Here is a 13,836-nt window from a genome sequence, read left to right as displayed (position 1 = left end):
GCAAGGCCCACATGCTTGCAGGCCGGACTCTCGAAAACCCTCTATTGTCGCCCAGCTTTGCGGCCCCTGCCAACCACGCGCCACAGCCACCCCTGAACTCCGGGGATTTGATCCGCTATGCTGAGCCGTTGCGCCCTGCCCTGCCTGCCACCGAGTTGTTCGCCATGCCCGCCGCCACCGCCCCCCCCTCCGCCTTTGCCGACCCACGCGCCGCCCTGGTGGTGTTCTCGGGCGGGCAGGATTCCACCGCCTGCCTGGCCTGGGCCCTGAGCCGCTTCAGCCGCGTTGAAACCATCGGCTTCGATTACGGCCAGCGTCACCGCGTCGAACTGGACTGCCGCGAACCGGTTCGCCAGGCTGTGGCCAGCGCTTTTCCAGCATGGACCGCCCGACTCGGCCAAGACCATGTGCTGGACCTCGCCCTGCTGGGCCAGATCTCTGACACCGCCCTGACCGAAGACCGCGCTATCGAAATGCAGTCCAATGGCTTGCCCAACACCTTCGTGCCCGGCCGCAACCTGTTGTTCCTCACTTTCGCGGCATCCGTGGCCTACCGGCGCGGCCTGAACGTGCTGGTGGGCGGCATGTGCGAGACCGACTATTCCGGCTACCCCGATTGCCGCGACAACACACTCAAAGCCTTGCAAGTGGCGCTCAGCCTGGGGTTGGCCGCGCCCATGACGGTGGAAACGCCGCTGATGTGGCTGACCAAAGCGCAAACCTGGGCCCTGACCGATCAGTTGGGTGGTACCGTCCTGAACGACATCATCGTGGAGCACACGCACACCTGCTACCTGGGCGACCGCACGCACCGCCACGCCTGGGGATACGGCTGCGGCCAATGCCCTGCCTGCCAATTGCGCCGCGAAGGCTTTGAGCAGTGGACTGCTACGATTGATTGAACGCAACGGCTTGGGAGGCCACGACTTTGAACACCACACAAATCATCACCCTCGCGGTGGTCGCCTTGATCGTCTTTTGGGCCGTGGGCGCCTACAACCGACTGGTCAAACTGCGCAACGAAATCACCAATGCCTTCGCGCAGATCGACGTTCAGCTCAAGCGCCGGCACGATCTCATTCCCAACCTGGTCGAGGTTGCACGCAAATACCTGGAACATGAACGCGAGACCCTGGAGCGCGTGACTGCCGCGCGGGCGCAAGTGGTCGCCGCCACCGACCTGGTGCGCAGCCAGCCCAACCAGGCAGGGCCCATCAAGAGCCTGAACCTGGCCGAAGGTGTGCTCAACAGCGCCATGGGGCGCTTTCAAGCCACCGTCGAGGCCTACCCTGAACTCAAGGCTGATGAGTCCTTGCGCGACCTCAGCGAAGAGCTGACACACACCGAGAATAAAGTGGCGTTCTCGCGGCAGTTGTTCAACGATGCCACGCTGGACTACAACAACTCGGCCCAGCAGTTTCCGGCCAATCTGGTGGCCGGTGTCTTCGGCTTCAAAGAGGCCGCCATGCTTCAGTCCACCTCCACCGACGCAGAACGCGCTGGCGTGAAAGTGGCTTTCTGATCAAGATCTGAACCAACGGGCAGTCTCGCCGTTCACCATGAAATTCCGACAGCATCAGGAACAGGCCCAGGCGCAAACCTTCAAGTTGTTCGCCTGGTTTGCCGTGCTGTTGGCCGGACTGGTGGTGGCCGTCAACGTGCTGTTGGCGCTGGCCTACAAGCTGCTGATGCCGCTCAGCCATGGCTACCCAGCCTTGTTCTTCGAGACCAACTCCGGCGTCATCTTGCTGTTTGTGCTGGGCGGCTGCCTGATCGAAACCCAGCGCCTGCGCGAAGGTGGTGGTCAACGCGTTGCCCACTGGATGCACGGGCGCCTGGTCAAGGACCCTGATGATGCGCTGGAGCGCCGGCTGCTCAACGTGGTCGACGAAATGGCCATGGCCTCGGGGCAAACCGTGCCCCACGTCTACGTGCTCACCCGCGAAGACGCCATTAACGCCTTCGTGGCCGGCTGGTCACCCGAGGACTATGCCCTGTGCGTGACCCGGGGCGCCCTGGACCGCCTCACGCGCGCAGAGCTGCAAGGCCTGGTGGCCCACGAGTTCGGCCACCTCAAGGAGGAAGACCTGCCCATGGCCATGCGTCTGCTGGCGCTGGTGTGGGGCTTGTCGCTGGTGCATGGCTATGGCCAGACCCTGATGAGCCCGGACGACAACGGGCACGTCAACCCGGTGCGCTGGGTGGTCGGGCTGGTGTTCAGTGCGGTCGGCTGGCTGGGCTGGGGCGCCGGCCGGCTGCTGCAAGCCGCCGTGGCACGCCAGCGCGAGTTTCTGGCCGATGCCAACGCCATCCAATTCACCCGCACGCGCGATGGCTTGGGCAATGTGCTGCGCAAGATCTGGTTTGACCAGCAGATGCTGGCCGGTCAAATGCGCCATCCCCAGGCCGACATGGTTGCATCGCTGCTGCTGCACCAGTCGCGCTTGTCGCGTTGCCTGGCCACGCACCCACGTTTGCCCGAGCGCATCCGCCGCATCTGCGGCGCCGTGCTGTCGCCCATGCCAGCACCCTTGCTGCGGCTTGAGAAAGCCGAGCCCCGCCGCCCGCCGCCCACAGCCCCAGGCGCCATGCTGGCGGCCGCGGCGGCCTCGGGCTTGCACGCGGAGGCCACCAAGCCACCAGCCCCCGCTGAGGACGCCGATGCCTTGGGCCGATTGCGCCGCCTGGCCGGCCCCCGCGAGAAACGCATGGCGGTGCTGGCGCTGATGATGTCGGCCGGCAACTGCGATGAACACAAGCTGTGGCTGAAATTGGCCGAGGGCCTCACGCACGGCCAACAGATCCTGGAGGATGTGCAGGGTCTGCGTCCTGAACGCCTGGTCCCCGAGTTCGAGCGCCTGTGCAAAAGCATCGCCAATGACCCGATCAGTGACCGCCGAGCGTTGGTCGAGGCCGCCCGTGATCTGCTGAAGGCCGATGGCCGCGTCAGCCCCCGCGATCGCCTGTGGTGGCTGACGCTTCGCCACCAGATGAGCGACAAGAAAAGCAGCCGGCCTTTCATGCGCCCGGTGACCGGACAAGGCCGCGAATTGATCGATCTGCAGGAAGATGAGCTGGCCCACGTGATCGCACTGTCAGCCTACCTTGCCCGCTTTGTGCCCGAGCCGGAGATGCAAGGCCTGTTGGCCGCCACCAGCCGCGCCTGGTACGCGCGCGTCATCGCACGCTGCACCCACCTGCAAGACTTGAAACCGGATGGCAAGATCCCCGACGCAGACGCCCTGATGCATGCCCTGGCAGGCGTTCAGGAGTTGTCGTGGATGATCAGGCCCGTGTTGCTGAGGGCCTGGGTTGAAGAAGCGCTGAACCACAGCACCGGCGGCTTGATGTCCAACGACACCGCCAACGCCCTGCGCTTGATGGCCGGGCTGATCGACTCGCCCATGCCACCAGCCTTGGCCTCACACTACCCGCGCGATTGAAGGCCGTCAGGCGTCGCCGTCTTTGTCTCGGCCACCACCGTTGGAGCGAGGCAGTCGGGTCAGGCCCAACAGGCCATTGCGCAACTCTTCAGGTGCGGCCGGCCCGATGTACATGCGCAGGTAGATCTGGTAGGCCAACTCGTTGTTGATGGCATTGTTGCTGACGCCACCCGTGGCACCGGGGTCGATCAGCAGCTGCTTGCCATTGATGTAGCACACCCAGCCCTTGCCTGGCAACCAGTCCAGGTTGATGACGTCGCCCTTGCTGACGCGTTTGACCGCGCTGTAGGCCGCGCCCACCTGGCTGATCTCGTTGATCAACTGCTTGAACTCGGCGTCGGTCGAGTTTTGCTTGAAGTCCGAGATGAAGATGCGGGAGATGGTCGACGACGTGAATTCGCGCAAGATGTTGAGCTGGATTCGGCGGATGCCGTTGAGCTTGAAGATCGCGTCGGGCGTGGTGCGCTTTTCCGGCAGGTACAGCGCAGTGACATCGGCCTTGAAGTAGCCTCGCTTGCGCACCGCAGCCCCGTTGAGCACCAGCTTTTGGCCGTGCGCCATGATGGACTCTTCGAGTTCAACCCCTTCCAACTCAACGCTGGCCGCCTGGGCAGGCGTGGCCCACGGCACAAGTGCTGCAGCCATGGCACTGGCCATCAGCTGGCGCCGGTTTTGTTCAAACGGGGATAAAGCGATACGGTCATCTTGCATGATGTGACCACTCCTACGGTACAGCCATCAACTCGCCCGTGGCACGGGCACCCTGGCCGCAAAGCCAGGGTCGCTCCATCAATCAGTACCCTGATGAGGTTACAGCGGCTTGGACAGGGTCAACCAGAAGGCCTGGCCCTCAGTGCGATTTTTCGCACCAAATTCCTTCAGGAATTTGCCTTCCAGCAGGAACTCACCGCCATTGGCCAACCAGGCCACGGCCGGGCCTGCGGCATAAACGCGCATCTTGTTGCCGGTGCTGAGGTCGGCCGTGGTGGCCAGCGCGGTTTGTTGAGCCGACGAGAAGCCGGTCAAATCCTGATCGTCCTTGCTGAACTGTTCCACCACGTAGCCTTGCAGACCCACGCGGATGTCCTCGGAAACAAACTTCATCGCCTGGTAGTCGATGTTCAGGATGTTGCCAGTGCGGTAGCCATTTTCCTTGTTGCGCGTGTTGAACGACAAGACCAGGCGACCGCCCACATCCCAGCCGTCGCCCACGAAGGCGTATTGCACCGATGGACGGAAGGTGAAGAAGTTGCCAAAGCCGGAATTGGCGCGCCTGGTGGCGTCATAGTCACCGGTGGGCAGCACGATGGTCGGGGCAATCGACACATGCTGGTGATCACCGATCTCCATGTGCCAGATGGGCGAGACTTCGAGGTCACCGATGCCGTACGTGGCCGACTCGTTGGCAATGCGGCCCAAAATGGTTGGGCTGAGACCTGCGGCCAAACTGCCTGGCACCGCAGGAGCCGCGCTGCCAGCGCCCGGTGTGAAGCTGGGCGTTTCGCCAGCCAGCTGGATTTTTCTGCGCACCAAAGGCAGCATCGCCGTGAATCCCACATTGCCACCCAATACCTGCTCGTTGCTCAGGTAGGTAATACGGGGAAGAATGGCGTAGGTGTCGGCCTTGATGCCAATTTTGGAGTTGTAGTTAATGCCGCCTGCAAACCCGGGAGCAGCAGCAGACGTGGCTGGGTTAGCGGCCAGTTGAGCTTGGGTGATATTCCCAGACCTGGTCAATTGCTTGCCATCATTGCCTTTGATCTTGTTGGCGTGGTACGCCACCATCGCCACCTGCCCATACCAGCCGGGCACCAAAGGCGAGGTCATGTCACTGCCGCCCACGCCAGGCGAATAGCGCTGGTTGCCGTTCTCGGCCGCCAATGCCACCGAAGATGCGCTGAGGGCCGCCGCCAGGGCCACGGTCTTGAGGGTCAGCGCGCAGGCCGACGAGGCATCACGGCGAAAGTTATTCATGCGGACAGCTCCTACGAATTGAGTTCGTTCAACGGGTTTGTTAGAAAAATGCACGTTGCGAAACGTATCTGTGCAATATCGGCCTAACTGTGCCTTGCTTGACCCCAAATGTGTGCGCAAGTTGTCGCAATGGCGCGACATGGATCCCCTGGAGTGCGTTGGTTTTGCACGCCAGTTCCATCCATCCAATGGGGATCGACCCTGATTGAGGGCTTACTCGCCTTCGCCGAACTTGTCGTTGATGAGGGCCACCAACGCCTTCATGGCGTCTTCTTCGCGGGCGCCATCGCACTCCAGCTCCACTGCCGCCCCCAGTCCGGCAGCCAGCATCATCACGCCCATGATGCTTTTGGCGTTCACACGCCGGTCATTGCGGCTCATGAAGACATCGCAGGGAAAACTGCTGGCCAGCTTGGTGAACTTGGCCGATGCGCGCGCATGGAGTCCCAGCTTATTGCTGATGTTGACGGTGGTCTTGATCATTGATGGGCTGACTGGCCTGGTTTTGTGGCCGGTTGGTCGCGATTTGCATGACGCCCTGGGTGCCGCCAGCCACCGCGCGGGTGATCAGGGTGTCCAGGGATTCATTGGAGTAATTGAGGGCTCGCCAGAGCATGGGCACATTCACGCCGGTGATGACCTTGACGCGCACACCGTCGGACAAGCGCTGCACGATATTGCACGGCGTGGCGCCGAATACATCGGCCAGGATCAGGGCCTCGCCGCGCGAATCGGCCTTTTGCAGCATCTCCAGGATGATGCGGCACTGCGCCTCGATTTCGTCGGGGGGCAGGTTCGAGGGCACGTCCAGGATCCGCATGGCCTGCGCAGCTTCGGGAAAACAATGCTGCGCCGCCAGCTTCAGGGCAGAAGCCAGGGGGGCATGCGCAATGAGGAACAGGCCGGGCATGACAACGATTATGGGCTGCTCAGTCCAGAAATTTGAAGCCCTGAATGAATGTCTCTACCGCGTCGGTGGAATCCTTGGCATTTGCACTCGGCACGGGGCGCCACAAGCTGGCCTGGTAAACCATCAGACCGTGGGAAAAATGCCACGCGTGCACTTCCACCGGCGCGCTTTCACCATGCCCGGCCGGGCGCCGCCCCGTCAGACGCCAGTGGCGTGCCAGGGCGTGGGGAGTCATGCCCGGAATCTTGACCGGTTCCAGGTCCACGGCAGACACGGCGCCCTCGGCGGCTGGAGCGCCCACGTTGCTGACCGCCTGCAGGTTGTCGCGCAAAGCGCGGTTGTCCGCCGCCAGCGCCTGCGGCACCCGGTTGATGTCTTGCGCATCGAAATAGCTGAGCGCCCAGATGGACTCGCCCACCTTGCACGACACCAGGTGCATGGTCACAGGAGGGCCGGGCAAGGCTGGAAGCCTCAATGAACGGTCCACCTGGGCTGGTTTGCACGGAAACAAGGCCTGCAAGGCCGGGGCATGTTCAGGCCGAACGGTGCGCCAATCCAACGCCGGACTGCAAGCCACCAAGGCCACGCATCCCACGACCGACAGCGCCCAGGCGCCCAGGTTCGACCAACTTTTTTCCATGGCGCCAATTATGGACACGCCCCCCCCGCAATTCACCCAACCGTGGGATGGACAAGCCACATCGGGCCGCAGAAACTGCCCCTGAACGAACCGAGATGTGCCATGAACTCGCCCGTCCCCTTCCCGGCCAAGTTGGCGACGCCCCACCGAGGCGTCAACCCGGATGCGCCGCCACTCAGCCCCGATGAGCGCGAGTTGGCGCGCTGGCAGGAGTTGCTGGCCCAAGCCGGCCGCGAGTTGGCCGAACCCCTCACCGCCGCGCTTGAGCGTGTCGCCACCTTGACCACCACCGGCCGCATCGACCGCGCCGGCCTGCGCACCTTGCTGGACGAGGTAGACCGCGCCCGCCAGGCCGGCATCTGGTGCCAGCAGATTTCGCGGCTCGCTTCAGGCCGGGTGCGCCAGTCGCATGAGCGCGTCCACCTCACCAACACCGTGCAAAGCGTGCTGGCCCACCGGGCGCGTGAGCTGCAGGCGCGCGGCATCCACATTGTTCAGTCACTGCAAGAGGTCGAGGTGCAGGTCGATGCCTCCATGCTTCATGGCCTGCTGAACGCCGTGGTCGAGTGGTGGCTGAGTTGCGCCCAGGGCTTGGTGGATGTCCGCATCGACCAGGGCCGCTGGTCAGACAACGCCTCGCTGGTCTGCCAGTTCCAGCACCGGTCGCCAGACCTGCCTCAGAACAAGGAGGCGCCTCACAACCCCGCACTGGACAGCATGAGCTGGCACCTGCTGGAGCAAACGGCCCGCACGCTCGGCGTGGCTCAGCACCGCGAGATCGAGTCCTCGCAAGCGCGTTTGACGCTTGAGTTCCCGCGCACGGTCAACGTGCTGGCGGTGGCCCCGGGTGCCGACACGCCCGACGCCAGCTTTGCCGACTCGATCAACTCCAAACCTTTGGCCGGCTGCCACGTGCTGGTGGTGGCGGCACGCCGCGATGTGCGCGGGCTGGTGCGCGAGTCCATGAAGTCCATGGGCTTGGTGGTCGATTTCGTCAACACGGTGGCCGATGCTGTCGAGTTCTGTGACGCCGGGCTGCCTCATGGCATCGTGTTCGAGTCCAGCCTGAAAACACCGCGGTTCATGCAGATGGTTGCCAGCATCCGCCAGGAGGTGCCCGAGTTCGTGTTCATCGAGCTGCTTGACGATGGGCACACTTTCGAGATTTCCAGCATCAGCCCGACGGGCATGGCGCGGGTGGGCCATGCGGCGGTGGCCACCTCGCTGCCTTCAGCCCTGGTCTACGAGCTCACGCGCATCATGTGACGCGACTCGGGCCTCAGGCAGGCTCGGCCAGCAGTTGCCCCAGCAAGGTGTGCAGGGCCTCAAAATCGGGCTCGCCAATGTAGCGCTTGACGATCTCGCCTTTTTTGTTGACCACGAATGTGGTCGGCGTCAACTGCACCGGGCCAAAGGCCTTGGCCAGATCGCCCGTGTGGTCCATCACCACCTGGAAGGGCAGTTGCCGGCTTTGCGCAAATTGCATCACGTAAGCAGGGGGGTCGTATTCCATGGCCACGGCCAGGGTCTGCAGGCCTTGCGCCTTGAACTTGTTTTGCGTGGCCACCAGTTGCGGCATCTCTTTGACGCACGTGCTGCAGCTGGTCGCCCAGAAGTTGATCAGGGTGACCTGGCCCTTCAAATCCGAGGTCCGGTGCTGGCTGCCATCGATCCGGGTGTAAGGTAGATCAGGCAATGGCGCCTGCGTGTCCCAAAAACATCCGGACAGAAACATTGGCACGGCCAGGGCGATCAGGGCAAGATGTCGTCTGTTGAAATTCATGGCCGTAGGTCAGTGGAGCTGTGTCAGTGGATCACTTAATGAACCGTCGTCAAATCATATTGTCGTCTGCCTGCCAGGCCTTGGCTGGTGGCATGGCATTGTCCCTGCTGGCCTCGTCCACCGCGCGCGCCGCGGCCTTCAGCCAGGCCGATGCCAGTGGCGCCGTGCGTGCAGCGCTGGAACGAGGCGCAGACATCGCCGTCAAGCAGTTGGGCCAGACCAATGGCTTCCTGGGCAATGACAAGATCCGCATCCCCCTGCCCGAGGTGATGGAGAAAGCCGCCCCTTTGCTGCGCGCGGTGGGACGAGGCCGCCAGTTGGACGACCTGATCAGCGCCATGAACCACGCCGCCGAGAACGCGGTGAGCATGGCATTGCCCCTGCTGCGCAACGCCATCAAGGGCATGTCGGTGCAAGACGCGCGCCAAATCCTGTCGGGTGGCGAGCACGCGGTGACCGATTTCTTTGCCACCAAAACCCGCGAGCCTTTGAGCGTGCAGTTCGCCCCCTTGGTCAACAAGGCGGTTGAGAAGCTCTCGCTGGCCAAGCGCTACAACGACCTGGCTGGCAAGGCCAGCAGCATGGGACTGATCAAAGGCGATCAAGCTGCCACCGTGCAGCAACACGTCACCACCAAGGCGCTGGACGGCTTGTATTTCGTGATTGGCGAAGAAGAGCGCCGCATTCGCAATGACCCGGTGGGCACGGGCAGCGCCATCCTCAAGAAGGTTTTTTCGTCGCTTTGACACCGGCCCCAGCGGCGGGCTGCGAGGCGCCAGGCACGGGCGCCAGCAGTGAGCGCTGCACGCGTTCAACCTGCGGATCGGCCCACGAACCGGTCACGCTGAACTGCCTGGTGCTGGCCTCGGCCACCTGCTTGCGCAGCAGCACCTGGGCAATGAAGGTACCCAGGCCCACGGCCGGGTTGATGACCGCGTAGGCCAGCGATGCCGTGCCGGCGTTCACCTCGGGCACCACGAACACGTGCAGGTTTTGCGTTTCGCGTGCCAGGTCGGCCTGGCCTTCCATCATCACCACCGCCTGAACCCCTCGCATTCGCAGGTTGCGGGTGTCGGCCACGCCTTGCTTGATGGACACGTCGCCATCGATGGCGTCAAAGGCAAAGCCTTGCTGGAAGACATCGCGGAAGTCCAGCACCAGGCGCCGAGGCAGCGATTGCAGGCTGAGCACACCCAGCAGTTTGGCCATGCCGGGATCGACTTTGAGGAACTGCCCTTCCTTGATGTCCACAGACAACTCGCCAGACATGGTCGCGGGGTTGGGCTCCAGCGGTGAACCCATCCAAGAGATCTGGCCGGTAAGCTTGCCCTTGCCGCCCTTCAAGGTCTGCGGCAAGCCCAGGCGGCCCAGCAAGGCGCCGCTGTTGTTGAGCTCCAGCGTGAAGTTGAAGGCCGCCTTCTGCTTGGGTTTGGCGCTGTTGCCCGGCAACAGGCCCACCGCCATCCAGTTGCCGCTGGCATTGAGCTGGGCCTCGGGGTTGGTCATGCGCAGTTTGTTCAAGCGCCATTCGGGCTGCCAACCGCCACCGGCCACTGGCACCAGGCGGTTGATGGCTTCCACCTCCATCTTGCCCAAAGGCAGGCCCCGCCAATCCAGTTCGTCGATGACGATGTCCAGCGCCGGCACCGTCACGGTTTCAGGGGTCAGCAACTGCAGCGCCGCCTGGTCCTCAAAGGCCTCAGCCTCGGCGGCCGGCACCGACAGGCGTGACAGGCGCGCCACCACACGGCTGCCAGACGGCCCGCTGGCCAGCGGCGAGGTCTCTGGCCGCATCTCGATCTGGCCGGCCAACTGGTCGGACTCGATCTGGGCACGCCACACCCCGGGGCTGGGGTGCGCCAAGGTGACGTCCACATTGCGCAGATTGCGCTGCTGGTAGTTCAACACGCCCGTGTGCAAGGTCAAGGTGTCGGGCAAGTAGTCCTCGCCCGGCCCGGTGCTGTCGCTGGACGGTGACCGCACCACGCGGGCCAGACCCTGCCAGGCGTCCAGGTCCAGGGTGGGCACCGTCACTTGGGCGACCACGCCTTTGGGCGGCAAGGCTGGCACGGCGATGGCATCGCCACCGGCCGTGGATTGCACCAGGCTCAAGGCGCCTCGGGTGACCCTGGCCTGGTCCCCGCGCACATCGCGGCGAAAGTCAGCGCGCAACCAGGGTGAACCGGCGGGATTGGCCGATTGCGCGTTGCCCAGTTCCACCAGCAAAGCGTCGCTCAGCCCGCTGGGATCGTCGCTCCGGTGGATCATGCTCAAGGGCCAGACGCTTTCGGCACGCTTGTTCAGGGGGGCGGGGAGGTCCACCGCCAGACCTTGCAAGGTGGACACCACCTGCAGTTCGGGTTGAGCCGCGGCGCCCTGGTCGGCCGACGCCTTGGGCAAGGCCACCGTCACGGTCACCGCCGTCTGCCCTGTCATGCGCTGGGCCAATTGGGCCAGCGCGGGCCATTCGCTGGCGGTGCGCAGGCCTTCGGCCGTGATCAACCCCTGCGCGACGAACTTGGGCGCGCCAGTGGCATCCTGCTGGCCTTCAACCGAGATGTCCTGCCCCCACACATTGGCCAGCGCCGACACCTTCAAGGTCTTCTGCGTGAAATCGACATGCCCCTTCACCTTCTGCAACAGCGGCACGCTGGGGTGCAGGCGCAAGGCGGCCTGGTCCTGTTCACCCAAACTCACTCGCCCGCGCAAACCGGTGTTCGCCGTGTGGTTCAGCGGAATGTCCAGGGCCAGTTGCAAGCTGCCGGTGCCGGTGCCCTCGGCCTTGTGCAACAGGTTGCCTGTCCACACCCCCACCGGAGACACGGCCATGTAGCGCAACAAGTCGTTCAGGGGGCCTTGCCCCTGTCCGCGGATCTCCAGATGCGGGTCGTCGGACGCGAGGTTCTCTATCCGTCCCGCCACATCACGCAGCACAAAACTGCCGGAGCCCAATCCACCCAATTGCGCTTTGGCGCCCTCAATGCGCAAGCGCAGGCCCTCGAAGATCAGATCACCGTCCAGCCCTGTGAACGCGGGCCAACGGGTCTGCGCGGGCACGCCACCGGTCTCCAGCAGGGCCGCAGGCACGTAGTCCAGGGTCACGTTCTTGGCGGGCACGTGAACCCGGAAGCGACCACCCTCATCGTCCTTGAAAGGAAAACCGGCCAGGTCGCCCTTGACTTCAAAGGTGACTTTCTCGCCACGCCCCTCGCGAACGGCCATGCGCACGTAGTCGCGGGCATGGAAGGGGATGACCGACGGCAGGTAACGCCAGACCCGGTTGGCCTGACCCCAAGCCAGCTTGCCATCAAGCTCCAGGTGCCCCGGGAAACGGCCTGTGGCGCCCGCGCCGATGCCTGGGCCGGTGCGCCACGTGGCCTGCAACTCGCCTTCAGCGTCATCGTTGGCGAATGTCGCCTTCCTGACCTCGACCTGCAACTGCGGCGGCAAATCCGCCCGGCCGGCCGGTTTGATGCGCCAGTTCACACGGGCCGCCATCGCCTTCAAAGGGATGCGGGGCTCGTCGAAAGCCCCTGGCAACTCAACCCAGCCTTTTTCGATGGCCACGGAGGCCTGGCCGCCCTGCTCGTCGGCCTTCAAATCGATGTCGGCCTCGGCCAGCCCCGGCCGCCCTTGTTGGGCCGAGGCCGCCCAACCAAAGCCCTTGATCTGTGCGCGGGCGCTGTATTCGCGCGGGTCATCGGCCGGGCCTTCCCAACGCCAGGTCAATCGCCGGCCCACGCCTTCGGGAGCCAGGTCTGCCAAAGTCCGCCGCATGGCCGTCGAGATGGGCAAGCGATCGGCCAACCGGGCCAGCACGCCCAGGTCCAGGCGGTCGGCGTCCACCTGGCCACCCACGGTCTGGCGCCAGACGTCGGCATTGATCTGTCCTTGCAGAGGCGCGTGCCGCCAAGCCAGCCGGGCCGAACTGGCCGGCCAAACCAGGCCTTCGGCCGTGGTGAAGGCCAGCTTCTCCAGCGCCACGTGGGATTCGGTGCGTTCATTGAGGGCCGTGATGCGGCCACTCAGTCCACGAAACGCCAGGGGCCTCAAGCCTTTTTCAAGGCGGATGCTCACGTCCTGCACATCCACGTCAAGCGCCAGGCTGGCCGGCCGACCCTGCTTGAGGACGAGTTCAGCAGCCATGCGGCCCCGCCCCCCTTCCACATCGACAGGCAAGTCCACATGCTTGCGCAAGGACTGCACATCCGCATGCGGCAGGTTCACCGACAACTTCCCCGACCAACTGTTCAAATCGGTGGTCTTGGGCGCGCCGCCCAACCAACGCCGCCACCAAGGCAAGTCAACAGTTTGGGATGAAGCGGCCTCTTGCGCGGTCAAAGCCCACAAGGGCTGCGTCATCCGGGCCTTGACCTCGAACCGCCGCCCGAACTCCGGCAAAGGCGTGGCCAACAGCGACAAATGGTGCATCTGCGTGCCCAACCCCGGGTGGCTGCTCAAGTCCAGGTCCACCTGCTGCAACACCAGGGTGGGGGCTTTCCGCAGCTCATCGGTCCAGCGCACGGCGCCCTGCTCAATGCGGATCAGACGCTGTGACAGCACCCAGTCCAACACCTGGCCATTGCCGGTGGGCGCGGCGTTGGAGGCCAGCTTCAAGCCCGCCACATGCAGATCACCGGCCACATCCCGGCGCACCTGCAACTCGGGCCGAACCAGCACCAGCCTGTCCAAGCGAAGCTCCTGGCGCCACAAGGCCGTGGGCCATAGGCTGCCAGGTGAAATGCGTGCGGTGACTTCCGGCAGGCGCAAAGCCACGCTGCCACGCTCGTCCAGCAACGCCACCTCCTTCAAGGACAGAACCGGCGACCAGCCCTCGGCCCGGCCCGACAAGGCACCAATGCGCACCGGCACCCCCAGTGACTTTGTGGCTTGTTGGGCCAGGGCTTCACGCCATGAACCGATTCGGGGCAGAATTTGGAACAACAAAGCCCACCAGGCAACCGCGGCCATGAACAGCAGCACCGCCAGCGTCAGCAGACACCACCGCCCGGCTCGGAGCAGCGAGCGCGCTTTGCGCACCTTGGGATTGCCAGAAGAATCAGAAGAAATCGTGGGCATGAAACAA

12 protein-coding genes are annotated in these 13,836 nt (G+C 64.1%); 5 read left to right on the top strand and 7 right to left on the bottom strand.

The window, feature by feature from the left end; genetic code table 11:
- The first annotated feature begins 164 nt into the window (after positions 1–164).
- The 3 genes from queC to LQ232_RS12505 are packed head-to-tail and all read left to right on the top strand — an operon-like array spanning position 165 to position 3,443.
- Complete coding sequence (gene queC, locus LQ232_RS12515; protein ID WP_230180728.1) at positions 165–902, top strand: 7-cyano-7-deazaguanine synthase QueC; 738 nt, start codon at positions 165–167, stop codon at positions 900–902.
- A 26-nt stretch (positions 903–928) separates the two neighbouring features.
- Complete coding sequence (locus LQ232_RS12510; protein WP_230180640.1) at positions 929–1,522, top strand: LemA family protein; 594 nt, start codon at positions 929–931, stop codon at positions 1,520–1,522.
- A gap of 37 nt (positions 1,523–1,559) precedes the next feature.
- The gene (locus tag LQ232_RS12505; protein WP_230180639.1) at positions 1,560–3,443 is read left to right on the top strand and encodes a M48 family metalloprotease; all 1,884 of its coding nucleotides are present in this window, start codon (positions 1,560–1,562) and stop codon (positions 3,441–3,443) included.
- A gap of 6 nt (positions 3,444–3,449) precedes the next feature.
- Here LQ232_RS12505 and LQ232_RS12500 read toward each other — a convergent pair whose 3' ends face one another.
- The 5 genes from LQ232_RS12500 to LQ232_RS12480 form a co-directional block, all read right to left on the bottom strand.
- On the bottom strand, positions 3,450–4,088 hold the full coding sequence (locus LQ232_RS12500) for a chalcone isomerase family protein (protein ID WP_230180638.1): 639 nt from the start codon (positions 4,086–4,088) through the stop codon (positions 3,450–3,452).
- A 165-nt stretch (positions 4,089–4,253) separates the two neighbouring features.
- Positions 4,254–5,417: a transporter gene (locus LQ232_RS12495; RefSeq protein ID WP_230180637.1), complete on the bottom strand. Its 1,164-nt coding sequence runs from the start codon at positions 5,415–5,417 to the stop codon at positions 4,254–4,256.
- Between the two features lie 213 nt (positions 5,418–5,630).
- Entirely contained in the window at positions 5,631–5,900 is a 270-nt protein-coding gene (locus LQ232_RS12490; RefSeq protein ID WP_230180636.1) for an HPr family phosphocarrier protein, read from the bottom strand.
- Positions 5,869–6,327: a PTS sugar transporter subunit IIA gene (locus LQ232_RS12485; RefSeq protein ID WP_230180635.1), complete on the bottom strand. Its 459-nt coding sequence runs from the start codon at positions 6,325–6,327 to the stop codon at positions 5,869–5,871. The genes LQ232_RS12490 and LQ232_RS12485 overlap by 32 nt, the downstream gene beginning before the upstream one ends.
- Positions 6,328–6,346: 19 nt before the next feature.
- Positions 6,347–6,967 carry a hypothetical protein gene (locus LQ232_RS12480; RefSeq protein ID WP_230180634.1) on the bottom strand — a complete coding sequence of 207 codons (621 nt, stop codon included), beginning with the start codon at positions 6,965–6,967 and terminating at the stop codon, positions 6,347–6,349.
- 102 nt (positions 6,968–7,069) lie between these two features.
- On the opposite strand from LQ232_RS12480, the gene LQ232_RS12475 reads away from it, so the two are divergent.
- Positions 7,070–8,233 (top strand): hypothetical protein, encoded by a 1,164-nt coding sequence (locus LQ232_RS12475; RefSeq protein ID WP_230180633.1) that lies wholly within the window; start codon positions 7,070–7,072, stop codon positions 8,231–8,233.
- A gap of 13 nt (positions 8,234–8,246) precedes the next feature.
- Here LQ232_RS12475 and LQ232_RS12470 read toward each other — a convergent pair whose 3' ends face one another.
- Positions 8,247–8,750: a TlpA disulfide reductase family protein gene (locus LQ232_RS12470; RefSeq protein ID WP_230180632.1), complete on the bottom strand. Its 504-nt coding sequence runs from the start codon at positions 8,748–8,750 to the stop codon at positions 8,247–8,249.
- Positions 8,751–8,842: 92 nt separating this feature from the next.
- Here LQ232_RS12470 and LQ232_RS12465 point away from each other — a divergent pair, with 92 nt between their 5' ends.
- Positions 8,843–9,496, top strand: a complete 654-nt coding sequence (locus LQ232_RS12465; RefSeq protein ID WP_230180631.1) for a DUF4197 domain-containing protein — start codon at positions 8,843–8,845, stop codon at positions 9,494–9,496.
- Here the strand turns inward: LQ232_RS12465 and LQ232_RS12460 are convergent.
- The gene (locus LQ232_RS12460; protein WP_230180630.1) at positions 9,471–13,829 is read right to left on the bottom strand and encodes a YhdP family protein; all 4,359 of its coding nucleotides are present in this window, start codon (positions 13,827–13,829) and stop codon (positions 9,471–9,473) included. The genes LQ232_RS12465 and LQ232_RS12460 overlap by 26 nt on opposite strands.
- Positions 13,830–13,836: the final 7 nt, after the last annotated feature.

It is taken from the genome of Aquabacterium sp. CECT 9606 (genome assembly GCF_918741295.1).
In the GTDB taxonomy this organism is placed as follows: Bacteria; Pseudomonadota; Gammaproteobacteria; order Burkholderiales; family Burkholderiaceae_C; genus Aquabacterium.
This window is presented reverse-complemented; position numbering and strand designations above follow the sequence as displayed.